Genomic DNA, 24139 nt, shown 5'->3' on the forward strand with positions numbered 1-24139 from the left:
CGTTTTCTCAATCCTTTTCGAAGATTTCGAAGGGAGCGAAAAGTCAGCGGCGCGCGATCGTCGATCCGCGGATGATCAGACGCACCGGGAGCTCGGTCGTCCCCGAATCCAGGCGCGCGCCGTCGATCGCCTCGAAGACCCGTTGCGCCGCGAGCCGGCCGAGGCGTTGGAGGTTGGCATCCACCGTCGTCAGCGCCGGACGCGAGTTCGTCGCGAGGATCTCCCAGTTGTCGTAGCCGACCACCGCGAGATCGTCGGGCACCGTGCGGCCGAGCTCGCGCACGGTCTCCAGCACGCCGCGCGCGATCTGATCCGACCCCGCGAAGATCCCGTCGATGTCGGGATGCCGGGCCAGCAGCATCGCGGCCGCGTCGCGCCCCCAGTTCTCGGACCACTCCGAGAACATCGGCTCGCCCACCAGCTCCAGCCCCGCCGCCGCGAGCCCCTCGCGGGCTCCGGCGAGACGGTCTTTGGCCGCGGCGTAGGTCGGGTCGCCCGACACGTGGGCGATGCGCGTGCGGCCGCACGAGATCAGGTGCTCGACGGCGAGACGCCCGCCGGCGCGGTTGTCGGGTACGAGCGAGAGGTCGCGCGGATCGTCGGAGGGAGAGTAGGCGTAGACCACGGGAACGGGGATGTCCGGTCCCAGCGACGGCCGCGGGTCGGTCTGCCGGCCGACCACGATGATGCCGTCGACCCGCCGGCTGAGCAGCGCCCGCAGGTGGTGCTGCTCGCGGATGGCATCCCCGCGGGCGTCGCAGAGGAAGACGTTGACCTGCCCCGCCCCGAACGCGTCTTCGGCGCCCATGAGGATCGGCAGCACGAAGCGGCCCTCGAGGTCGCTCGTGAGCAGGCCCACGGTGCCCGTCCGGCCCGCCACCAGACCCCGCGCCATCGCGTTCGGGGTGAAGGAGAGCTCGTCGGCCGCGAGCAGCACACGACGGCGCGTCGCGTCGGCGACATCCTCGCGCCCGTTCAGCGCCTTCGACGCCGTCGCGATGGAGACCTGCGCCCGCTTGGCCACGTCGCCGAGCGTCACCGCACGATTCGCTCCATTGCCACTCACCGGCGCCTCCTTCCGAAAACCTTATCGAGATGTGTTGACCATAGTGCCTCAGGTGGATAGTGTCCCGAAATGGGTTTCGAGTTTTCGAGCCCGTCCCGATCACATGTGCGACAGCGGCGCCCGCCGCAGCGCTTACTCGATGAAGAGCAAGAGGAGTACCGATGATGCATTCCCGGAGCCGGACCGCACTGCGGACGCTGACCGCCGCGCTCGCGGCAGGCGTGCTGGTGGGGTCGCTCACCGCCTGTGGCAGCAGCAGCACCACCACCGCCCCCGCTGACATCCCGGCGGAGGGCACCGACGACGGCACCAGCCTGACGCTGTGGACGCGCGCGCCGCTGGAGAAGCAGGCGAAGGAACTGGTGGAGGCCTACAACTCCAGCCACAAGAACCAGGTCGAGCTGACCGTCGTGCCCAACGACGACTACGTCGCCAAGGTCGGCGCCGCCGCGGGCTCCGGCGGACTGCCCGACCTCTTCGCCGCCGACATCGTCTACGTGCCGAACTGGGTGCAGCAGGGCCTCTTCCAGGACGTCACCTCGCAGATCGACGGCCTCTCCTACAAGGACACCCTCAACAAGGGACACCTGGATGCCGGCACCCTCGACGGCAAGCAGTACGTCCTGCCGTTCGTGCTCGACCTGTCGGTCATGATGTGGAACAAGGACCTCGTGAAGGAGGCCGGACTCGACCCCGAGAAGGCCCCCGCGACCCTCGCCGACTTCGCCAAGACCGCCAAGGCCGTGCAGGCGCTGAACAAGCCCGGCGTCTCCGGCACCTCGACGGGCCTGAACTGCGGCGGCTGCCTCCTGTTCACCTGGTTCCCCTCGATCTGGGCCTCGGGCGAGGACGTGCTCAACGCCGACGGCACCGAGTCGCTGCTGAACAACAGTGCGGCCAAGGACGTCTACTCCACGTGGAAGGACCTCCAGGCCTCGGGCGCCGTCGCCCCCGGCTCGACCGACGAGACCGGCGCCACCTGGGTCGCCGGCTTCCAGGAGGGCAACGTCGGCATCATGCCGTTCCCCGCCACCCTGCTGCCGGGCCTGACCTTCGACGCCGGCGTCGCGGGCATCCCGGGCGTCGACGGCGGCGAGTCCACCTTCGTCGGTGGTGACGGCATCGGCATCTCGAAGGACTCGAAGCAGTCGGCCCAGGCCTGGAACTTCCTGTCGTGGCTGACCTCCGAGGACGCGCAGGTGGGCGTTCTCGCCAAGGGCGGCAGCACCGTGGCGCGCTCCGACCTCGCCGACAACGAGTACTCCGCGAAGGACCCCCGCCAGGTCGCGATCAACGAGGTCGCCGGCAAGGGCAAGACGCCCGTCGCGCTGAACTTCCAGCAGGCGTTCAACGCCCCCGGCAGCCCGTGGCTGACGCTCGTGCGCAACGCGGTCCTCGGCGACGGCAACACCGTCGACGCGGACAACGACGAGATCACCGCGGTCCTGTCGCAGTAATCCTCGCGGGGGTGCCGGCGGACACGTCGGCACCCCCGCACCCCTCGGAAGGAACACCGTGGCTCTCTCCCTCTCGACCCGGCGCCCCCGCCGGTACGCGCGCTCCGCGCTCGGCGGCCCCGTCCAGGGCTGGCTCTACGCCGCCCCGACGGCACTGTTCGTGGTCGCCCTCTTCGTCATCCCCCTGCTCCTGGTCCTGCAGATGTCCGGGTCCGAGTGGCCCCTCCTGCGCGGGAACATGGGCCCGAACTTCCCCGAGAACTTCGCGGATGCCGTGAACCACCGCCTCTTCTGGGATTCGGTGCGGTTCACGGTGATGTACACCGTGATCACGACGGTGCTCCTGATCGGCCTGGGCCTGGGGCTCGCGCTCCTCGTCCAGGAGTCCACCGCCTGGAAGGGATTCCTTCGCACCGCGTTCCTCCTGCCGAGCGCGCTGGGCCTGGCCTCGGCATCCCTCCTCTTCTACGTGCTCTACTCCCCCATCGCCGGGCCCTTCGCGGGCCTCATGCAGTCGTGGGGGATCACATTCCTCGGCTCCCCCGAGGGCGCGCTGTGGTCGACGGTGTTCCTCATCGTCTGGCGCTTCGCCGGCTTCTACATGCTGCTGCTGCTCGTGGGTCTCCAGGGCATCCCGGAGGACATCTACGAAGCCGCGCGCATCGACGGCGGGAGCCGCTGGCAGATCTTCCGCGACATCACCGTGCCGCTGCTGCGGCCCACGTTCGCGCTCACGACCGTGATGTGCGTGACCGGCTCGCTCCTGGCGTTCGACCAGTTCTACATCCTCACCAAGGGCGGACCCGACAACAGCACCATGACGGTGGTCCAGCTCATTTACAACATCGCCTTCCAGGGTCAGAACAGCCTCGGCATCGCCGCCGCGCTGTCGGTGATCATCCTGGTCGCGCTCGTCGTCATCAACGTCGTGCAGCTGCGCGCGTTCCGCCGCACCGAGGAGGCCTGACATGGCCCTGACCGACACTCCCGCCCGCCCCGCGACCCTGAGCACGCGAGCGATCGTCGCACCGGGATCCACGGGCCGTCGCCGTCGCTCCCAGGGACTCGTGCTCTGGGGACTCCCCTCGAAGATCTTCACCGGCGCGCTGGCGATCATCTTCCTGTACCCGCTGGTGTGGACGGGCGTGGCGTCCGTCAGCCCGCAGGCGGGGACGAGCCAGGTCGACGGGTGGGGGTTCGCCAACTACGCCAAGCTGGCGAGTTTCCAGTCGGGGATCTGGGTGTACCTGGGCAACTCGCTGTTCGTGTCGGTGTTGACCGTCGCCCTGACGCTCATCGTGTCGTTCTTCGGCGGCTACGCGTTCGCGCGCTTCTCGTTCCCGGGCAAGAACATGCTGTTCCTGCTGGTGCTGGCGATCCTGATGGTCCCGTACGCCACGCTGCTCATCCCGCTCTACGTGATCCTGAACGCGGTGGGGCTCCAGAACTCGCTCGTGGGGGTCGCGTTGGTCCTGACGATGTTCCAGCTTCCGTTCTCGATGTTCATGATGCGCATCTCGTTCGAGTCCGTCCCGCGCGAACTCGATGAGGCGGCCCTCGTCGACGGCTGCACGAGCTTCTCGGCCCTGCGCCGCGTGCTGCTCCCCGCGGTCAAGCCCGGCCTCATCACCGTGGGGCTGTTCGCCTTCCTCACCGCGTGGAACGACTTCATCGCCCCCCTGATCCTCATCAACGACCAGTCCAAGATCACGCTGCCCCTGGCCGTCGCGAACCTCCGCGGTCAGACCATGGGCGTCATCGACTACGGCGTCACCGAAGCCGGGGTCGTCGTCCTGGCGCTGCCGTGCATCGTCCTGTTCCTGATCCTCCAACGTCACTACGTGCGCGGCTTCATGTCCGGCGCCTTCAAGGGATGACCATGTCCACCACCCTCCCCTCCCGTCCGCTCGACGTCGCCTCCCCCGGAATCGTGATCGCCCCCGTCGTCCCGCCGCGCTCGGCCCTGCGCCCGCTCGGCCTCGGCGAGGTCCGGATCACGGGCGGGTTCTGGGGCGACCGGCAGCGCGTGAACGCCGCCCACACGCTCAGCCACATCCTCGGACGCCTGGAATCCGAGGGCTGGCTGCCCAACTTCGACCTCGCGGCCGCGGGCCGGCTCCCCGCCGGCCGCCACGGCCGGGAGTTCTCCGACTCCGAGGTCTACAAGTTCCTCGAAGCCGCCGCATGGGAGATCGGCCGCAGCGACGACGCCGACCTCGAGCGCACCTTCCGAGACGTGGTCGCCCGCGTCGCCGCCGCTCAGGAGCCCGACGGCTACCTGAACACCGAGTTCGGCCGCCCCGGGCAGCAGCCCCGCTGGTCCGACCTCGAATGGGGCCACGAGCTGTACTGCCTCGGGCACCTCTTCCAGGCGGCCGTGGCGCGCGAGCGGACGCGGCCGGGGGCCGACGACGGGCTGCTGACCATCGCCCGCCGCGCCGCCGACCTCGTGTGCGACGTGTTCGGACCCGACGGCATCCCGGCCTTCTGCGGTCACCCCGAGATCGAGACGGCCCTGGCCGAGCTCGCTCGCGTGACCGGGGAACCGCGCTACGGGCACCAGGCAGCGCTCTTCGTCTCGCGCCGCGGCCACGAGACGCTCCGCGACATCGAGTGGGGCCGCACCTACTTCCAGGACGACGTCCCGGTGCGCGACGCCGAGGCTCTCAGTGGCCACGCGGTGCGGGCCAACTACCTCGCCGCGGGCGCCGTGGACGTGGCGGTCGACACCGCCGACGAGGCGCTGCTCGCCTCCCTCCGCCGCCAGTGGGACCGCACGCGCGGTCGCCGGACGTACATCACGGGCGGTCAGGGCTCGCACCACCAGGACGAGGCGTTCGGGGTGGACTGGGAGCTGCCTCCGGACCGCGCCTACTCCGAGACCTGCGCCGGCATCGCCTCGGTGATGTTCTCCTGGCGGCTGCTGCTCAACGACGGCGACGCGTCGTACGCCGACCTCATCGAGCGCACCCTGTACAACGTGGTGGCGACCTCGCCCGCGGCGGACGGGCGCAGCTTCTTCTACGCCAACACCCTGCACCAGCGGGTCCCCGGCGTGGTCGCCGACCCGGACGGCACCTCCCCGCGCGCGTCGTCGTCGCTGCGGGCGCCGTGGTTCGAGGTGTCCTGCTGCCCGCCGAACGTCGCACGCACCCTCGCGAGCCTCGACGCGTACATCGCCACGGCGGATGCCGATGGCATCCAGCTCCACCAGTACGCCCCGGCGCAGATCCGGACCGTGCTCGACGACGGCCGCCCCGTGTCGCTCGACGTCGAGACCGCGTACCCCGCGGACGGCACCATCCACGTCACGGTGAACGACGACGCCGCGGGCGAGTGGACGTTGTCGCTGCGCGTGCCGCAGTGGGCGGAGGGCGCGCACATGGCCATCCGCTCGGGCGGGGAACTGGTCGACACGCACGCGGTGGCGCCGGGGGTCGCCCGGGTGCGTCGCGAATTCCGCGCCGGCGACGTCGTCGAGCTCGAGCTGCCCATGGCGCCGCGCGTGGTCACTCCCGACCCCCGCATCGACGCGGTGCGCGGCTGCGTCGCCGTCGAACGCGGACCCGAGGTGCTGGCGCTGGAATCGACCGACGTGTCGGGCATCGACGACGTGGGCGATGTGTGCCTCGTCGGCGACCCCGCGCCGTTCGAACGCGACGGACGGGTGTGGGTCCGCGTCGGTCACCGCGTCGTCCCGAGCGACCGGTGGCCGTACCGGGAGTCGACGGCACCCGAGGTCGCCGATGCGGATGCCGTTCCCCTCGTGGCGTACCACGACTGGGGCAACCGCGGACCCTCGACGATGCGGGTGTGGATCCCCACCTCCTGAAGCCGACTCGGCGCCTCACCTCACGGTGGGGCGCCGATGTCGTTCGTTCAGCGCAGGGGGAGCAGGCGCGTCGGCGAGGGGGACGCCGTGCGGTGGCGCACCCGGCCCGGGACGCCCGTGCGAGCGTCGAGCGGGAGCGACACGATCTCGTCGGCGAGCTGACCGGCCACGAGCAGCGTGTCGTTCACGACGACGTGGTGCCGCGGCCAATGCGTGCCGGCCTCGGCGAGCGCGGTGAGCTGCAGCGCCTCGCCCGCGCCGCGCACGGCGAGCACGCCGATCGTGTCGCTGCCGCGCACTCCGGCGTAGAGCGTGGTGCCGTCGCGGCTGGTGCAGAGCTCGGCGGCGGTGTCGCCGTCGAGCGTGCCGAGCAGCGGCTCGCCCGACAGGACGCGCCAGCGCCCCTCGGCATCCGGGGTCAGGACGAACACCTCGCGGCTGAGCTCGGTCACGACGTACAGGTGACCGGAGGGATGCCAGACCCCGTGGCGCGGCCCGCTGCCCTTCGGCAGCACCACCTCTTGGATGAGACGCAGACCGGCCCCGCTCGAACGCCAGAACCGCACGAGGTCGAGACCCATGTCGGTGGTGGCCAGGAGTCCGCGCGGAAGGACGATCGTCTCGTGCGCGCGGGAGACGCGCGCACCCGCGGCCGCCTCCTCCGACTCGGCGTCCGTCTCGGGCACGGCGTCGTACTCGGGAACGAGGTGCCCGAACTCCGCGCCCGCCGCCTCGCGCAGGGCGCGCGCCGCGGCAGCGAGGTCGGGCACGGCGGCGCCCGAGACGGCCGCCCCGGTCTCGACGACGAACGGGTCGACGATGGAGCCGTACGGGTCGTTCGCCGCGGCGGCGATCACGGGGGATGAGGGGCGGCCCGTGGCATCCAGGGCGATGCGGACGACGCGACCGTCGCCCCAGCAACTCGCCACGAGGAACGATCCGTCGGGGGCAACCGCGACGTGACAGACGGCGGCCCCGGCCGGCACCGGGGCCCCCAGCGGCGCCAGACTCGTCTCGCCCGTGCGGCGGTACGCCTGCACCGTGCCCTCGGCCTCGAGCGCCGCGTACAGGACGTCCAGTTGCGGGTGCGACGCGACCCACGACGGCGAACCCGGCGCGGCGACGGCGGTGCCGACCATACCGAGGGGGCCGGAGGCCCAGACCGAGTCGACGTCACCGGCCTGCAGGATGCCGATGCCCTCGGCAGACCCCGCGTCGGGGGCGTACGCGCCGACCCAGAACCGCACGTCAGTCGATCAGGTCGTGGCGGACGATGACCTGGTCGCGCGCCGGACCGACGCCGATGACCGAGATGCGCGTCCCGCTCATCGCCTCGAGCGCGAGCACGTAGTCCTGCGCCGTCTGCGGCAGCTCGTCGAACGTGCGCGCGGTCGAGATGTCTTCGCTCCACCCGGGCAGGTACTCGAGGATCGGCTTCGCGTGGTGGAAGTCGGTCTGGTTCACCGGCAGGTCGTCGTACCGCTCCCCGTCGACGTCGTAGGCGACGCACACGGGGATCTGCTCGAGACCGCCGAGGATGTCGAGCTTGGTGAGGACGAGGTCGGTGATGCCGTTGATGCGCGTGGCGTACCGCGTGATCGGGGCGTCGTACCAGCCGACGCGACGGGGACGGCCCGTCGTGGTGCCGAACTCGAAGCCGCGCGAGCGCAGCCAGTCGCCGCTCTCGTCGAACAGCTCGGTCGGGAAAGGACCGGATCCGACGCGGGTCGTGTACGCCTTGACGATGCCGACGATGCGGTCCAGCCGGTTCGGGCCGACGCCCGAGCCGGTCGAGGCGCCACCGGCCGTCGCGGACGACGAGGTGACGAACGGGTAGGTGCCGTGGTCGACGTCGAGCATGGTGGCCTGGCCGCCCTCGAAGACGACGACGTCACCGGCATCCAGGGCGTCGTTCAGGAGCAGCGAGGTGTCGCTGACCATCGGGCGCACGCGCTCGGCGTACGAGAGGAGGTCTTCAACGATCTCGTCGACCGTGATCGAGCGGCGGTTGAAGACCTTCACCAGCAGGTGGTTCTTCTGGTCGAGAGCGCCCTCGACCTTCTGCCGCAGGATGTTCTCGTCGAACAGATCTTGCACGCGGATGCCGACGCGGTTGATCTTGTCGGCGTACGCGGGGCCGATGCCTCGACCGGTCGTGCCGATCATGCGCTTGCCGAGGAAGCGCTCGGTGACCTTGTCGAGCGTGCGGTGGTACTGCGTGATGATGTGCGCGTTGGCGCTGATGCGCAGACGGCTCGTGTCGAGACCGCGGGCGTTGAGCGCCTCGAGCTCGTAGAAGAGCACCTCGAGGTCGATGACCACGCCGTTGCCGATGACGGGGGTCACCCCGGGAGACAGGATGCCGCTGGGCAGCAGGTGCAGCGCGTACTTCTCGTCTCCGATGACGACGGTGTGCCCGGCGTTGTTGCCGCCGTTGAACTTCACCACCCAGTCGGTGCGCTCACCGAGCAAGTCGGTGGCCTTACCCTTGCCTTCGTCGCCCCACTGGACGCCGACGATCACGATTCCGGGCATGTGCGCTCCTCGCGTGTTATCCGGCGGTACACCCCATCCTATCGAGCGGTCCCGACACACCCTTCCGGGGTTGTCCACAAGCCCACGCGGCGGCGCCGCGGCGTCATTACCCTGGGCGCATGCTCCGCTCCCCCACCTGGGCCACCGTCTGGACGGCTCTCCGCCTCGCGATGGCGGCGCTCATCGCCGCCGCGATCATCGCTCAGTTCGTCTCCACCGTCGCCGGCGCCGTCGACGTGCTCACCACCGTGACGAACTTCTTCAGCTTCTTCACGATTCTCTCCAACACCGCCAGCGTCGTCGTCCTGACCTGGGCGGGCGTCCGGTTCCTCTCGCGGGGCCGACGCCTCGAGCCGGATCCGCTCGCCCTCGCGGCCGCCCTCGCGTGGGTCTCGACCTACATGGTCATCACCGGCGTCGTCTACAACCTGCTCCTGCGCGGTCTCCCGCTCCAGCCCGAAACGGTGGGCTGGTCGAACGAGATCATGCACGTGTGGGGTCCGCTGTTCCTCCTGCTCGACCTGTTCTTCGGGCCGTGCCGGCGGCGTCTCCCCTGGAAAGCGGCCCTCGGCGCGGCGATCTTCCCGATCGTGTGGATCGTCTACACGCTTCTGCGTGCGAACTTCATCACCAATCCGAGCACCGGTGCGCCCTACTGGTACCCCTACCCCTTCCTGAATCCGTACGAGAGCAGCTGGGGCAGCGTCGTCGGCTACATCATCGGCATCGCCGTGACGATCGTGGTCGTCGCGATCGGGGCCGTCGCGATCGGGCGGGTACGGGGGTCGGCGGTCGCCACCGCCGACGTTTCGGGCCGCGGCATCCGTCCCGAATAGAATCGAGGGCATGTCCAAGGTCCTGCAGTCCCTTCCCGTCGGCGAGCGCGTCGGCATCGCCTTCTCGGGTGGTCTCGACACCTCGGTGGCCGTCGCGTGGATGCGCGACAAGGGCGCCGTGCCCTGCACGTACACCGGCGACCTCGGTCAGTACGACGAAGACGACATCGCCTCCATCCCGGGCCGTGCCACGCAGTACGGTGCCGAGATCTCGCGCCTCGTCGACTGCAAGACCGCGCTCGTCGAAGAGGGCTTCGTCGCCCTCGCGTGCGGCGCGTTCCACATCCGCTCGGGCGGACGCACGTACTTCAACACCACACCGCTCGGCCGCGCCGTCACCGGCACGCTCCTCGTCCGCGCAATGAAGGAGGACGGCGTCGACATCTGGGGCGACGGCTCCACCTACAAGGGCAACGACATCGAGCGGTTCTACCGCTACGGCCTGCTCGCCAACCCGGCGCTCCGCATCTACAAGCCGTGGCTCGACGCCGACTTCGTCACCGAGCTCGGCGGCCGCAAAGAGATGAGCGAGTGGCTCGTCGCCCACGACTTCCCCTACCGCGACTCCGCCGAGAAGGCGTACTCGACGGATGCCAACATCTGGGGCGCCACGCACGAGGCCAAGACCCTCGAGCACCTCGACGTGTCGCTCGAGATCGTCGAGCCGATCATGGGCGTCCGGTTCTGGGATCCCGCGGTCGAGATCGAGACCGAAGACGTCACCGTCGAGTTCGAGGCCGGTCGCCCCGTCGCGATCAACGGCACGCGCTTCGCCGACCCCGTCGAGCTCGTGCGCGAGGCGAACACCATCGGCGGCCGCCACGGTCTCGGCATGAGCGACCAGATCGAGAACCGCATCATCGAGGCCAAGTCGCGCGGCATCTACGAGGCCCCGGGCATGGCGCTGCTCTTCCTCACCTACGAGCGCCTCGTCAACAGCATCCTCAACGAGGACACCCTCGCGACCTACCACGAGCAGGGCCGCCGCCTCGGTCGCCTCATGTACGAGGGCCGCTGGCTCGAGCCGCAGTCGCTCATGCTGCGCGAGTCGATCCAGAAGTGGGTCGGCTCGACCATCACCGGTTCGGTCACCGTGCGCCTGCGCCGCGGCGAGGACTACACGATCCTCGACACCGTGGCATCCGGCATGTCGTACTCGCCCGAGAAGCTGTCGATGGAGCGCGTCGGCGACGCCGCGTTCGGTCCCGTCGACCGCATCGGCCAGCTCACGATGCGCAACCTCGACATCGCCGACTCGCGCGCGCGCCTCGAGCAGTACGCGGCGCAGGGCCTCATCGGCGGTCCGACCGGCGAGCTCGTCGGCGACGTCGCCGCCGGCGGCGCCCGCGAGATCATCGAACCGGCCGCACCCCTCTCGGCCGAGGGCGAGCGCCTGGCCGACGCGACCGATGCCGCGGGCGAGTCCGCCGCGTTCGACGCCGGCACCGACTGACGCACCTCCCCGACGCCGCCCGCCGTTCCGGCCGGGCGGCGTCGTGCTGCGCGCGTCGGTCCCGCGCTGCGCGCCCGCAGCCGCGCGCCGCGGTGCCCTCGCCGCCCCGCCCCGCGCCCGCAGCCGCGCGCCCGTGCGCCCGTGCGCCGTGGGTCGTGGGCCGTGCGCCATTTCACGTGAACTGGTCGAGATCACCCGTCATGCCGCGCCACCGCGGGTGATCTCAGCCACTTCACGTGAAATGGGCACCCGGATCCTCGGCGCAGCGTAGGGGAAGCAAGAAAGTGCACACGTAAGTGCAAGTTGTGGCGTACACTGAGGACCCGTGTCCACACCTGCCCGCCGCCGCGACGCCGTCGAGAACCGCGCCGGCATCGTCGATGCCGCCACCGCGGCGATCGGCCACGACCCGCACGCCTCGATCGCGGCCATCGCGGCCCGCGCCGGACTCTCGCGCCGCGCGCTGTACGGCCACTTCGACGACCGCAACGCCATCGTCCGTGAGGTGATCGCGGCGGGGGCTGCGCGCTTCAACGCCATCGCCGACCGCATCGACGACACCGACTCCCGTCTCGCATTCGCGCGCCTCGCGTCCGAGCTGTGGCGCGAGGCCGCGCACGTCCAGGCCGCGGCCGCTCTCGCCCTCGACGACGCCCACCTGCCCGAGACATCCGCCGCCCTGGCGCCGTTGCGCCGCCGGATCGACGCGATCGTCCGCCGCGGGCAGGACTCCGGCGAGCTGCGCACCGACCTGCCCGCGCCGACACTGTCGCGCCTGCTCGAAGAGACCGGCCGCATGGTGATCGCCCGCGTGGATGCCGAATCGGCGACCGCCCGCTCGATCGCCGTCACCGCCGTCCTCGGCATCGCCGGACTGTCGTGGACCGAAGCCCGAGACCTGATGGATCAGCACCCCGACCTGGAGGCGCAATGAAGATCGTGCTCGACGCGGTCGCGAAAGGACGGGCGCAGCGCGCCCTCCCCGAGACCTCCACCTCGTACGAGACCGGGCGGGCGACCCTCGCCGTCGCCGAGACCGAGCAGCGCCCCACGGTGCTCGGGCTCGTGGCATCCGGTCGAATGAAGATCGACAGCGGATCCGTCACGATCGACGGACGCGCGGATGCCGGGGCCATCCGCCGCCGTGTCGCCCTCGTCGACGCCCCCGTCGTCTCGGAGCCGGAGTCCAACGTCACCGTCACCGGTGTCGTCGCGGAAGAGCTCATGTTCGCGGGTCAGGCGCCCACGCCCTTCGCCGCGCAGCGGTGGCTCGAAGGACTCGGACTCGACTCGTTGGCATCCCTGCCGATCGGCAACGTCGATGCGTCCGCGCGGATCCGGCTGCTGCTGGAGCTCGCGGCCCTGCGGAAGGATGTCGAAGGCCTCGTGCTCGTCGCGCCCGACCGGCACGGCGGCGAGCCGGCGGCCTGGTGGCGGATCGCCCAGGAGTTCGCGGAGCGCGGATACGCCGTCCTCGTGATCGCGGGGCACGCCTCGCGCACGGCGCTCGAGACCGTCGACACCGAGAAGGAGGACGCCCGGTGAAGATCCCCCAGATGATCGCGGCGGAACTGCGTCGCCTCACGTCGACCCGCATGTCGGTGATCGCGCTCGTGGCGCTCCTGGCCGTGCCGATCCTCTACGGCGGCCTGTACCTGTGGGCCAACCAGGACCCCTACGGCAACCTCTCGAACGTGCCGGTGGCTCTCGTGGTCGACGACCAGGGCGGGGAGGTCAACGGCGAGCAGCGCAACCTCGGCGACGAAGCGGCCGAGCAGCTGCTCGACGACGGAACGTTCGAGTGGCACCGCGTGTCGTCCGACCAGGCCGACGCGGGCCTGCAGACGGGCGATTTCGACTTCATCGTGACCCTGCCGACCGACTTCACGGATGCCGTGGCCTCGCTGTCGACCGACACGCCCCGCCAGGCCGACATCGAGCTGCGCACCAACGACGCCAACAACTACCTCGCCTCCACGATCGGGACGCAGGCGGTCGCCCGCATCCAGACCTCCGTCGCGCAGAAGGTGATCGACGAAGCCAGCGGGACCCTGCTCGACGCCCTTCACACGATCCGCGTGAAGCTCGTGGATGCCACCACCGGGGCGACCCAGCTCGTCGACGGTCTCGCGACGGCCAAGGACGGCTCTGCCCAGCTCGTCACCGGCTCGACGCAGCTCGCCGACGGGACCGCCCAGCTCTCGGACGGTGCGGCCCAGCTCCGCGACGGTACTGCGCAGCTTCGCGACGGCTCGGCGCAGGTCGCCGACGGCGCGCAGCAGGTCGCGGGCGGTGTCGACCGGATCGACGCGGCCGCCCGCCAGGTGGGGACGATCGCCGGCGACGCGGCCGCCCAGTTGCCGCAGGCGCGCACCGACATCGCGAAGGCCCTCGCCGACGCCGGACTCGATCAGCAGCGCATCGACGAGATCCTTTCCCGCCTCGATCCGGTCGGCGACCGTCTCGAGGCCGCGAACACCCGCGTGCAGGAGACCGTCCAGCAGATCAACACCCTCGACGACGGGGCGCGGCAGGTCGCCGCGGGCAGTGCCCAGGTGGCATCCGGAGCCGCCACCGCGGCCGACGGAGCGTCCGCCCTCGCCGACGGTGCGAGCAGCGCGGCCTCCGGCGCCGCTCAGCTGCGCGACGGCGCGAGCCAGCTCGACAGCGGAATCGGCCAGCTCGCCGACGGGGCCACGCAGCTTCGGGACGGCCTGGCGGAGGGCGTCGCGCAGATCCCCGACTCCGACGACGCCACGCGGCAGGCCCAGGCCGCCGCCATCAGCGACCCCGTCGCGGTCGGCACGAGCGCGGTCACGAAGGCCCAGAACTACGGCGCGGGTCTCGCCCCGTTCTTCGCCGCCCTCGCCGGCTGGATCGGCATCTACGCCCTGTTCCTCATCGTGAAGCCCGTCTCCAAGCGCGCCGTGACGGCGCTGCGCTCCCCCTTCCGCGTGACGCTGGCGGGATGGCTCACCCCGGCCGGTCTCGGTGCGGTGCAGATGGTGGGTCTGTTCACCGTGCTCGCCGTCGCCCTGCAGTTCTCGTTCGCGAACCCGTGGGCGGCGCTCGGCATCCTGCTGTTCGCCTCGGCGACGTACGCGGCGATCGTGCTCGCCCTGAACGTGTGGCTCGGATCCGTGGGTCAGTTCCTGGGGCTCGTGCTGATGGTGCTGCAGCTCGTGACGGCCGGAGGCACGTTCCCGTGGCAGACCCTGCCCGGCCCGCTCGCCGCCCTGCACCACGTGCTGCCCATGGGGTACGTCGTGGATGCCATGCGCCAGGTGATGTACGGAGGCGACATCGGCCGCGTCGGTCCCGACCTGCTCGTGCTCGGCGCGTGGATGGTCGGGGGCGTCCTGCTCGCGGCGATCGGCGTGACGCGCATGACGCACCACCGCACGCTCCGCGACCTCCAGCCCAGCCTGATCGGCTGAGTCCCGCGCTCGGCGCCCTCCGCGAGAAACGGCGTCGGCGGTGGGAAACGGTACGTCCCGTCGTTTCCCACCGCCGATACCGTTTTTCGGTGCCGTCGCGCATTCGGCATCGCGGTGTCGTCGCGCATGCGGCTTCGCCGCACCGTCAAGACCGTGCGCCGAAGGGCGGCCGCGACATAGGGTCGGGACACGACGATCACGGAGGGATGCCATGGCCGCCCGCAACACCCGCCTGATGCGCTGCACCCCCGACGACCTGTTCGCCGTGCTCGCGGACGGCTGGCTGTACCCGGTGTGGGTCGTGGGGGCGGCGCGGATGCGCGACGTCGACCCGGAATGGCCGCAGGAGGGCGCGCGCATCCACCACTCCCTCGGCGTCTGGCCCGTGATGATCCACGACACCACCGAGATGGTCGAGTGGGACCCGCCGCGGCGGGTCCGCCTGCGCCCCAAGGCCGGGCTGCTGGGCCGCGGAGTCATCCGGTTCGACGTGCGCCCGCACGGGGACGGCATCGCCGTCACCATCGCGGAGGAGCCCGTGTCGGGGCTGCCGGCGGTGCTGCCCGGCATCCTGTGGCGCCCTCTGCTGGTGCTCCGCAACCACGAATGCCTCAACCGTCTCGCGTTCCTCGCCGAGGGTCGGCGCGAAGAGCGGGAGACGGGCGAACTGGAAGCCCGCCCCGAGACGCCCGAGCCGGCCGAGGGCGCGGCCTCGCCCCAGGCGGCGAGCGACGCGCGGGAAGCCGACATCTGAACTCGGGGCGAACGGGAATGCGCAGCGCCTCGACGCCCTTATAGTTGACAAAACACAACTTCTTTTCGGTGCCGGCGGCCTCCCTCCTCCGGCCCCGCCCGAGCCGCGCCCGCCCTCTCGCGCGGCCTTCCTGTCGGCCCCCTTCGCCCTTCCGAGGAAACGTGACCACTGCTGCCGTGTCGACCCCGACCACCCGAAGCACCCCGGTGATGACTCACCGCCAGATCCTGTTCGTCATCTTCGGGCTCATGGCGGGCATGTTCCTGTCCGCGCTCGACCAGACCGTCGTGGGAACCGCGATCCGCACGATCGGCGACGACCTGAACGGTCTCAGCCAGCAGGCGTGGGTGACCACCGCCTACCTGATCGTGTCCACGATCGCGACGCCGATCTACGGCAAACTCTCCGACATCTTCGGTCGCCGCCCCCTCTTCATCATCGCCATCGCGATCTTCATCGTCGGGTCGATCGCGGCGAGCTTCTCCACGTCGATGTTCGAGCTCTCGGCCTTCCGCGCCATCCAGGGACTCGGCGCCGGTGGCCTCATGTCGATGCCGCTCGCGATCATGGGCGACATCCTCGCTCCCCGGGAACGCGCCAAGTACCAGGGCTACTTCCTCGCCGTCTTCGGCATCTCCTCGGTCATCGGGCCGCTCGTCGGCGGTCTGTTCGCCGGAGCGCCCGAGATCCTCTTCCTCGCCGGATGGCGCTGGGTGTTCCTCATCAACGTGCCGATCGGACTCGTCGCCCTCGCGATCGTGCTGCGATTCCTGCACATCCCCCGCCACCCGCACGGGGCCGTGCGCATCGACTGGTTCGGTGCGATGGCGGTCATCATCGCGCTGGTCCCCCTGCTGCTCGTCGCCGAGCAGGGCCGCGAGTGGGGCTGGACCTCGCCCATCTCGATCGCCTGCTACGTCGTCGGAGCCCTCGGCATCCTGGCGTTCATCCTGATCGAGCGCGGCATGAAGGACGACGCGCTCATCCCGCTGAAGCTCTTCCGCTCCTCCACGTTCTCGATGGCGACGATCATCGGAGTCTTCGTCGGCTTCGCGATGTTCGGCGCCATGCTGACCCTGCCGCTGTACCTGCAGCTCGTGCTCGGCTCGAGCCCGACCGAGAGCGGCATCCAGTTGCTGCCGATGATCCTCGGCCTCATGATCTCGTCGATCGTGAGCGGCCAGATCATCTCGCGCACCGGGCACTACCGGATCTTCCCCACGATCGGCACCGCCTTCATGGCGCTCGGCTTCTTCACGCTGACGTTCATCCGCTACGACACGTCGTACTGGCAGATCGCCGGAGCGATGCTCCTCATCGGCCTCGGCCTCGGACAGCTGATGCAGACGCTCACGATCGCCTCGCAGAACTCCGTCGGCCCGCGCGACATCGGCGTGGCCACCTCGGGTTCCACGTTCTTCCGTCAGATCGGTGGAACGTTGGGCACCGCCGTGCTGCTGTCGCTCCTGTTCGCGCTCGTGCCGCTGAACCTGCAGACGAACTTCCGCGACCAGGGCACGCTGACCGATGCGCTGGATGCCGCCCTCGACCCGACCGTCGCGACCGCCCCGGCCAACGCGGGCATCATGTCGAAGGTCTACGACCCGTTCGTCGCGCAGCTCACCGACGGTGCACTGACCGGCGCGCAGCAGGGCGTGGAGCAGGCCAAGACCGCCGCCGCGGACGCCGTCGCGCAGCAGGTCGCCGCAGGGGCCGTGCCCGCCGCCGCGCAGGCGCAGGTGACCGCGGCCGCGCAGGAACAGGCGATTCAGCAGGCGGCCGCCGCGATCCAGCAGCAGCTCCCCGTCGCGGAGGTCTCCGCGGACGGCACCGTCACGCTCGACTTCTCGGACGCCACGGCGCGACGCGCCTTCGTCGACCAGGCCGTTCCGCAGATCATCGACAACATGTCGGGATCGTCGGAGTCGTCGTTCGACAGCAGCACCATGGACGACACGTCGTTCCTCAACGGCGCCGACCCGCGACTCACCAAGCCGCTGCTGGTGTCGTTCAACCAGTCGACCGTCGCGGTGTACTGGGTCGCGATGGGCGTGGCGCTCATCGCCTTCGTGCTGACGCTGTTCTTCCGGACGCCCCCGCTGCGCGCGAAGTCGGCGCTGCAGGAGTCGGCCGACGCGGAGCGCCGCCCCGAGCCGGTCGCCCTCGGCTGACGCACGGCCCGGGTCGGCGCCATCGCAGCGCCGCCCGGGCCGATGCATCGAGCCGTGGCATCCGCTCGATAAACACTTCTCGCTCGCATAAACGCTCTCTCATCGCGTTTATGCGAGCGAGAAGTGTTTATGCGCGGGGCGGCGAGCCCGCGTGCGGGGGCGCGACCGCGGCGCAGCGCAACCGCGGCGCAGCGCGACCCCGGGGCGCAAACGCGGTGCCTCGCCGACCGCGGCGCCGCGCTCAGCTCTCGGGGCGGGAGGGCGCGGCGATCGAGCCGCCCTCTTCGGTGCGGTGCTGCAGGTCGTCGACGTAGAGGCCCTGCTCGTCCATCGTGCGGTTGCGGTACGCGGCGCGGCCGACCATGTGCGCGGCGAGGGGCGCCGTGGCGAACTGGATGAGGACGATCGGGATGCCGAAGGCCAGCGCCTCCCACGTGCGCACCGACAGCACGACCGCCGTGACGACGAGCAGCACGCCGAGCACCTGCGGCTTGGTGGCCGCGTGCAGGCGCGAGGGGACGTCGGGCCACCTCAGCAGCCCGATGGTCGCCGTGAGACACAGCACCGCGCCGATCAGCACGAGCACGAGCGCGACGACGTCGAGGACCGACTCCAGGGTCACCGGGGGTTCTCCTTCCGTGCGACGAACCGCGCGACGGCGATTGACCCGAAGACGCCGACCGCGGCGATGATGAGCATCGCCGGCAGTGACCGGGTGTGGTGGTTGATGACCATGTCGGCGCCGAGGATGCACACCACCTCGGTGAGCAGCACGTCCGCGGCGACCGCACGGTCGAGGATCGACGGGCCGACCACGAGCCGGATCAACGCCAGCACCGCGGCGACGGCGAAGACGATCAGGATGACGACGACGAGTGCGGTCATAGCGGGGTCCGTCCGTCGCGGGGCGTCTCGGCCCCGAGGTGGGCGTGATCGTCGGCCTCGGCGATCTGGCGCCGCAGGTCGGCGAGCTGCGCGCGGGATCCCACGGCGCGCGTGATCCGCGCCTCCCAGCCGAGCACGACGCGGCGCTGGTGCTCGGCATCCTCATCGCTGCGCACCCCGATGGTGTGGAGGAACAGCGTGCGACCCTCGCGATCGACGTCGACGATGAGAGAACCGGGGATGAGGGATGCCGTGACCGCCGTGTGCGCCATGATCACGTCGTCGTCGACCCGGAGCGGGACGGCGATGATCGCGGCGCCGGGCGGACGCCGGAAGTCGAGAACCTGCCAGGCCACCACGAGCGAGCCGCGCACGACGGCGGCGAAGAACGTCACGACGAAGACCAGGCCGTACCAGAGGTTCAACCGCCCGGACAGGTCGACCGGGGGCAGGCGGAACACGCGTGTCACGAAGATCGCCGCACCGACTCCGGTCAGGAAGGCGAGCCAGGTGAACTGGCCCCACAGCAGCATCCACAGGGCGACGAGGACGAGGAAGAACGGCAGCTGGTGCAGGAAGAAGCCGACCTGGGAACGACGCGAGGGGCTCACTGCTCCGCCTCCTGGTCCTGCAGCTGCACGAGCGTGATGCCGTCGGTGATGCGCTCGCCCGCGCGCAGGCAGACATCGAGCAGGGGGCCGGCGAAGACGGTCAGCGCGACGGTCACGGCCACCATGCCGGCGGTCGCGGCGGTCATGATGCGAGGGATCGTGCGGCGCTCGGTCGAGATGGCCGCGGCCGGCGCGTTGCCGAGGTAGGCGATCCGTTCGAGCGTCTCGGTGGAGTCGTTCTCCTCGCGCCAGAACGACAGGTTCCACGCGCGCATCAGGGCGTAGAGCGTGAGGATCGAGGTCGCGATACCGCCGACGATCAGCACCATCATCACGGGCGTGCCCACCTGGGCGGCAGCGTCGAACAGCGCGTATTTGCCGATGAATCCCGAGAACGGCGGGAGTCCGCCCAGGTTGACCGCCGGGATGAAATACAGCACCGCCAGCACCGGCGCCGCTCTCATGAGGCCCTTGACCTTGAGGATCGACGTGCTGCCCGCGCGGCGTTCGATGAGGCCCACGGCGAGGAACAGCGTCGTCTGCACGATGATGTGGTGGACGATGTAGTAGATCGTCGCGCCCACCGCGAGCGGGGTGTTAATCGCCAGCCCGAAGATCATGTAGCCGATGTGGCTGACCAGCGTGAACGACAGGATGCGCTTGAGCTCGGCCTGCGCGACGGCTCCCAGGATGCCGACGATCATCGTCGCGAGCGCGACCATCATCAGCAGGAAGTTCAGGTCGTTGTCGACGAACAGCTGCGTCTCGGTGCGGATGATCGCGTAGACGCCGACCTTGGTCAGCAGGCCCGCGAACACCGCCGTGACGGGGGCGGGGGCGGTCGGGTAGGAGTCGGGCAGCCAGAACGACAGCGGGAAGACGGCCGCCTTGATCGCGAACGCGAGCAGCAGCATGAGGTGGAGGATCGTCTGCACGTCCTGCGGGAGCTGGGCCATCCGCTCGCTGATCTGCACCATGTTGACCGTGCCGAGCGCGCCGTAGACCATCGCGATCGCGGCGAGGAACAGGATCGACGACACCAGCGACACGACGATGTAGACGACGCCGGTGCGGATGCGCGACTCGGTGCTGCCGAGCGTGATCAGCACGTACGACGCGACGAGCAGGATCTCGAAGCCGATGTAGAGGTTGAACAGGTCGCCGGCGATGAAGGCGTTGAAGATGCCCGCACCCAGGATCAGGTACGCCGGGTAGAAGATCGAGACGGGGGTGTCCTCGTCGTTGTCGGCGGCCCCCTGGCCGATCGAGAAGAGCAGGACCGCCAGCAGCACGATCGCCGTGACCACCACGAGCAGCGCCGCGAGCACGTCGACGTACAGGACGATGCCGAGCGGGATCTGCCACCCGGCGATGGCCACCGCGATCGGACCGTTCGTGTCGACGGCGACCAGCAGGATCGCGCCGAGGACGAGCACGGTCGCGAGAGAGAGGACCGACACGACGATCTGCGTCTTCTTGCGCCGCCCGAAGACGAGGTTGATCGCGGCACCGATGAGGGGGATGCCGACGAGCAGGGGGACCAGGGCGCTCACGGGCGATCACCGTCTTCCGGGTCGCGGGTGTCGTCGTCGGAGGGGGCGGAGCCCTCCGGGCGGCGCGTGTCGCCCTGCGGCCGGTCGCGGCCCACCGCCACACGGTCCACCGGGGCATCGTCGATCAGCTGCGAGAGGTCGCCCTGGTGCAGCACCCGGATCGGCGAGACCGCGTCGCCGACGAAGTCGGTGGTGACGTCCTCGTCGTCCGAGCGGGACTCCTCGTCCATGGCATCCTCGGGCTCGGATGCCGTCCGCGCGCGGATCGCGATGTCCTCGGCGTCGTCGACGACCGTGTCGGCCTGACCCAGCTGCCAGGAACGGTAGATCAGAGCCAGGAGGAACGCCGAGATGCCGAAGGTGATGACGATCGCCGTGAGCGCGAGGGCCTGCGGGAGCGCGTCGGACATGTCGGCGGAATCCGTGGTGCCGCCGTCGTAGAAGGGCGCGATCTTGGGCTGGCCCATGACGATCAGCAGCAGGAGGTTCGCGGCGTTGCCCAGCAGCAGGAAGCCGATGAGCACGCGCGTGAGGCTGCGCTCGAGCATCGCGTACACACCGCACGCGAAGAGCACCGCCATGACGACGATCAGGACGAACGAGACGCTCACGGCACCGTCACCGCCTCGGTGTCGGCGGCGTCCTTGGACTGCCGGTCGACCTCGGCGCCGAGGCTGCGGAGCACGTCGAGCACGAGACCGATGACGACGAGGTAGACGCCGATGTCGAAGATCGTGCTGGTGACGAACTCCCAGTGCCCGATGAGGGGCAGCTCGCCCTCGAACGTGAAGCTCTGCAGCGGCGCGAAGCCGAAGAACAGCGGCACGATCGCGCACAGGACCGCCAGGGCCATACCGGCCCCGAGCAGGCGTCCGGCGTCGGTGGGAGCTGCGGCGCCGAGCTCCCAGCGGCCGCCGGCGATGTAGCGCATCACGAGACCCATACCCGCGACGAGCCCTCCGGCGAAGCCGCCGCCGGGGAGGTTGTGACCGGCGAAGAGCAGATAGATCGAGATGAGCATGATCGCGTGGAAGAGCACGCGGATGATGATCTCCATCAGGATGGAGCGGTTCTCGGGCTGCACCTTCGCGCCCGACACCAGCCAGGCGCGGGGGGCGTCGGTTTCGCCCGCGCGCTGCGCCCGGACGCCGCTGTCGGTCTCGACCAGCGGCCGGCGGCGCCCGAGGCCCACGCGGCTGCGCGCGGTGCCCGAGCGTCGGCGCGAGAGGTTGTCGCTGCGATCGGTGATGAAGACGAGGGATGCCACGCCCGTGGCCGCGAGGATGAGCACCGACAGCTCGCCCATCGTGTCCCAGCCGCGCAGGTCGACCAGCGCGACGTTGACGACGTTGCGCCCGTGGCCGATCTCGTACGCCAGCGCGGGCCATTCGAGGGAGATCGGGGCGTCCTGCCGCGCGCCGGTGGCGACGACGGCGACGAGCGCCATCGTGAGCCCGACGCCGACGCCGAGCGCCGCACGGGCGAGGGGCGCGACCGAGGCGTTGTGCTCCCCCATCCGGGCGGGCAGGCGCCGCAGCACCAGCGCGAACACCACGAGGGTGATGGTCTCGATCAGCACCTGCGTGAGGGCGAGGTCGGGGGCGCCGCTCGTGGCGAAGAGCACCACCATGCCGAGACCGGTGACCGACACCAACGCGACACCCGTGAACCGCTTCGGGGCGCGGACCGCGAGGATCCCCGCCGCGATCATGACGGGCGCGGCCAGGAGCTGCGCCGGCGACTGCCATGCGTCGAGCTGTGCGCGCCACTCGTCGGATGCCAGGAGCGCGGTGCCCTCGGCCACGACGAGCACGACGAAGATCGTGCCGACGTAGAACGGCAGCGATCCGCGCTGGAATCGCGCGGTCGTCCACTCGGACGAGCGGTCGATGCCGCGCAGGGCCAGGTTGTAGACGTCGTTCGCGGTGAAGGGCAGCAGGCGCTTGCGCTTGTGCAGTTGGGTGCGGCGGACGAGCCAGAAGATGCCCGCGCCGAGGGCGAGGGTGCCGAGCGAGACGAACAGCGCGGGCTCGAGACCATGCCAGAGAGCGAGGTGGTAGACGTGATCGGGCGCGGGGACGCCGGGCGTCGCCTCGGGCACGGTGTCGGCGTAGGGCGCGAGCCACCCGTCGACCAGCGGGGCGAGGAAGCCGAGCGCGAGCGACGCCGTCGCCAGCAGCACGGGCGAGGCGAGGAACCCGATCGGCGGGTCGGGCCATTCGGTGCGCTCGACCGCGCGCTTGGTCCAGAACGCCCCCCACAGGAACCGGATGCCGTACGCCGCCGTGAGCGCGGAGCCGGCGATGACGCCCACGAGTGCGACGATCCCCCAGCCGGCACCTTCCGTCGCTTCGTGCAGGAGTGCCGTCAGCGCGGTCTCCTTCGCGACGAAGCCGAGCGTCGGGATGACGCCCGCCATCGAGGCGATCGAGAGGAAGGCCGCGGTGGCCATGACGGGCGCCTGGCGCCCGAGACCGGAGAGCTCCCCGATGTCACGGGTGGAGAGCTGACGGTCGATGACGCCGACGATGAGGAAGAGGCACGACTTGAACAGCGCGTGACTGAGCAGCAGAGCGACACCGGCGAGCGCGGCATCCCGGGTTCCGTACCCGAGCATGATCGTCAGGAAGCCGAGCTGGCTCACCGTGCCGAAGGCCAGGATGCGCTTGAGGTCGCGTTCGCGCAGCGCTTGGAAGCCGCCGAGCAGCATCGTGAAGACACCGAGCGCGATGAGCGTCGGACGCCAGAGCGGGGTGTCGGCGAACCCGGGCGCCAGGCGCGCGATCAAGTAGATGCCCGCCTTCACCATCGCGGCGGCGTGCAGGTAGGCGCTGACGGGCGTCGGCGCCGCCATGGCGCCGGGCAGCCAGAAGTGGAACGGGAAGATCGCGGATTTGCTGAGGGCGCCGACGAGCAGGAGGAGCACCGCGACGTCGACGACCGGGCCGACCGGGGGTGCGGCGAGGATCGTCGACAGGCTCGTCGTGCCGGACTGCACGACGATGAGGACGACGCCGATCAGCATCACGAGGCCGCCGAGCGTGGTGACCAGGAGTGCCTGGAGGGCCGCACGGCGGCTCGCGGCACGGCCGTGGTAATAGCCGATGAGCAGGTACGACAGCACGCTCGTGATCTCCCACAGCATGATCAGCACGACGATGTCGTCGGTGAGCACGAGTCCGTACATCGCTCCCGCGAAGGCGAGCAGCACCGCGGAGAACTGACCCACGCCCTGCGTCTTGCCGCGGAAGTACCAGCGGCAGTAGAGCATGACGAGCGCGCCGACCCCGGTGACCACGAGGGTCAGGAGCCAGCCCAGCACGTCCATCCGCATCGAGAGCGAGACGCCGAGACCGGGGATCCAGTCGTATTCCTCGAAGGGAATGCCGCCGGACAGCACCGTGGGCGCGAGCACGATCGCGTGAGCGAAGGCCAGGGCCGGGAGGACCGCCGCGACGTAGAAGGCGCGGGCGCCGATTCGCGCAACCAGGAACGGCAGCAAGATCGGGACGAGGGCGAAGGCGCCGAGGAATGCCAGCACGGGAAGGC

The 24139-nt window shown here is 70.3% G+C and carries 20 protein-coding genes; 11 read left to right on the forward strand and 9 right to left on the reverse strand.

What is annotated here, in order from left to right; all coding sequences use genetic code 11:
- Positions 1-43 precede the first annotated feature (43 nt).
- The gene (locus CSIV_RS08725; protein WP_077050996.1) at positions 44-1066 is read right to left on the reverse strand and encodes a LacI family DNA-binding transcriptional regulator; all 1023 of its coding nucleotides are present in this window, start codon (positions 1064-1066) and stop codon (positions 44-46) included.
- A gap of 161 nt (positions 1067-1227) precedes the next feature.
- On the opposite strand from CSIV_RS08725, the gene CSIV_RS08730 reads away from it, so the two are divergent.
- From CSIV_RS08730 to CSIV_RS08745, 4 genes are read left to right on the forward strand one after another with little or no spacing between them, the layout of a single operon-like run.
- Positions 1228-2523, forward strand: a complete 1296-nt coding sequence (locus CSIV_RS08730; protein ID WP_077050997.1) for an ABC transporter substrate-binding protein — start codon at positions 1228-1230, stop codon at positions 2521-2523.
- Between the two features lie 58 nt (positions 2524-2581).
- Positions 2582-3490: a carbohydrate ABC transporter permease gene (locus tag CSIV_RS08735; RefSeq protein WP_077050998.1), complete on the forward strand. Its 909-nt coding sequence runs from the start codon at positions 2582-2584 to the stop codon at positions 3488-3490.
- A 1-nt stretch (position 3491) separates the two neighbouring features.
- Complete coding sequence (locus CSIV_RS08740; protein WP_083735076.1) at positions 3492-4400, forward strand: carbohydrate ABC transporter permease; 909 nt, start codon at positions 3492-3494, stop codon at positions 4398-4400.
- Between the two features lie 2 nt (positions 4401-4402).
- Positions 4403-6355 carry a glycoside hydrolase family 127 protein gene (locus CSIV_RS08745; protein WP_077050999.1) on the forward strand — a complete coding sequence of 651 codons (1953 nt, stop codon included), beginning with the start codon at positions 4403-4405 and terminating at the stop codon, positions 6353-6355.
- Positions 6356-6402: 47 nt separating this feature from the next.
- Here CSIV_RS08745 and CSIV_RS08750 read toward each other — a convergent pair whose 3' ends face one another.
- Both CSIV_RS08750 and CSIV_RS08755 read right to left on the reverse strand, forming a co-directional pair.
- Entirely contained in the window at positions 6403-7602 is a 1200-nt protein-coding gene (locus tag CSIV_RS08750) for a lactonase family protein (RefSeq protein WP_077051000.1), read from the reverse strand.
- Position 7603: 1 nt separating this feature from the next.
- Complete coding sequence (locus CSIV_RS08755; RefSeq protein ID WP_077051001.1) at positions 7604-8890, reverse strand: adenylosuccinate synthase; 1287 nt, start codon at positions 8888-8890, stop codon at positions 7604-7606.
- Positions 8891-9009: 119 nt separating this feature from the next.
- Here CSIV_RS08755 and CSIV_RS08760 point away from each other — a divergent pair, with 119 nt between their 5' ends.
- From CSIV_RS08760 to CSIV_RS08790, 7 genes are all read left to right on the forward strand, one after another.
- Complete coding sequence (locus CSIV_RS08760; RefSeq protein WP_077051002.1) at positions 9010-9726, forward strand: Pr6Pr family membrane protein; 717 nt, start codon at positions 9010-9012, stop codon at positions 9724-9726.
- Positions 9727-9736: 10 nt separating this feature from the next.
- The gene (gene argG / locus CSIV_RS08765) at positions 9737-11179 is read left to right on the forward strand and encodes an argininosuccinate synthase (protein ID WP_077051003.1); all 1443 of its coding nucleotides are present in this window, start codon (positions 9737-9739) and stop codon (positions 11177-11179) included.
- Between the two features lie 325 nt (positions 11180-11504).
- Positions 11505-12113 carry a TetR family transcriptional regulator gene (locus tag CSIV_RS08770; RefSeq protein ID WP_077051004.1) on the forward strand — a complete coding sequence of 203 codons (609 nt, stop codon included), beginning with the start codon at positions 11505-11507 and terminating at the stop codon, positions 12111-12113.
- Positions 12110-12724: a hypothetical protein gene (locus CSIV_RS08775; protein WP_077051005.1), complete on the forward strand. Its 615-nt coding sequence runs from the start codon at positions 12110-12112 to the stop codon at positions 12722-12724. The genes CSIV_RS08770 and CSIV_RS08775 overlap by 4 nt, the downstream gene beginning before the upstream one ends.
- Entirely contained in the window at positions 12721-14616 is a 1896-nt protein-coding gene (locus tag CSIV_RS08780; RefSeq protein ID WP_077051006.1) for a YhgE/Pip domain-containing protein, read from the forward strand. The genes CSIV_RS08775 and CSIV_RS08780 overlap by 4 nt, the downstream gene beginning before the upstream one ends.
- Positions 14617-14827: 211 nt before the next feature.
- On the forward strand, positions 14828-15370 hold the full coding sequence (locus CSIV_RS08785; protein ID WP_077051007.1) for an SRPBCC family protein: 543 nt from the start codon (positions 14828-14830) through the stop codon (positions 15368-15370).
- Between the two features lie 209 nt (positions 15371-15579).
- Positions 15580-17541: an MDR family MFS transporter gene (locus CSIV_RS08790; protein WP_077051386.1), complete on the forward strand. Its 1962-nt coding sequence runs from the start codon at positions 15580-15582 to the stop codon at positions 17539-17541.
- A gap of 241 nt (positions 17542-17782) precedes the next feature.
- Here CSIV_RS08790 and mnhG read toward each other — a convergent pair whose 3' ends face one another.
- Genes mnhG through CSIV_RS08820 form a run of 6 tightly spaced genes read right to left on the reverse strand, consistent with a single transcriptional unit; the run spans position 17783 to position 24131 of the window.
- The gene (gene mnhG, locus CSIV_RS08795; protein WP_077051387.1) at positions 17783-18157 is read right to left on the reverse strand and encodes a monovalent cation/H(+) antiporter subunit G; all 375 of its coding nucleotides are present in this window, start codon (positions 18155-18157) and stop codon (positions 17783-17785) included.
- Between the two features lie 2 nt (positions 18158-18159).
- Positions 18160-18426 (reverse strand): monovalent cation/H+ antiporter complex subunit F, encoded by a 267-nt coding sequence (locus CSIV_RS08800; protein ID WP_077051008.1) that lies wholly within the window; start codon positions 18424-18426, stop codon positions 18160-18162.
- The gene (locus CSIV_RS08805; protein WP_077051009.1) at positions 18423-19037 is read right to left on the reverse strand and encodes a Na+/H+ antiporter subunit E; all 615 of its coding nucleotides are present in this window, start codon (positions 19035-19037) and stop codon (positions 18423-18425) included. Before CSIV_RS08805 ends, CSIV_RS08800 begins: the two co-directional genes overlap by 4 nt.
- A complete protein-coding gene (locus CSIV_RS08810; RefSeq protein ID WP_077051010.1) occupies positions 19034-20590 on the reverse strand; it encodes a Na+/H+ antiporter subunit D in 1557 nt (518 codons plus the stop codon). The genes CSIV_RS08805 and CSIV_RS08810 overlap by 4 nt, the downstream gene beginning before the upstream one ends.
- Positions 20587-21201 (reverse strand): Na(+)/H(+) antiporter subunit C, encoded by a 615-nt coding sequence (locus CSIV_RS08815; protein ID WP_077051011.1) that lies wholly within the window; start codon positions 21199-21201, stop codon positions 20587-20589. Before CSIV_RS08815 ends, CSIV_RS08810 begins: the two co-directional genes overlap by 4 nt.
- The gene (locus tag CSIV_RS08820; protein ID WP_077051012.1) at positions 21198-24131 is read right to left on the reverse strand and encodes a Na+/H+ antiporter subunit A; all 2934 of its coding nucleotides are present in this window, start codon (positions 24129-24131) and stop codon (positions 21198-21200) included. Before CSIV_RS08820 ends, CSIV_RS08815 begins: the two co-directional genes overlap by 4 nt.
- Between the last annotated feature and the right edge of the window lie 8 nt (positions 24132-24139).

It is taken from the genome of Microbacterium sp. CSI-V, assembly GCF_001984105.1.
GTDB lineage: Bacteria > Actinomycetota > Actinomycetes > Actinomycetales > Microbacteriaceae > Microbacterium.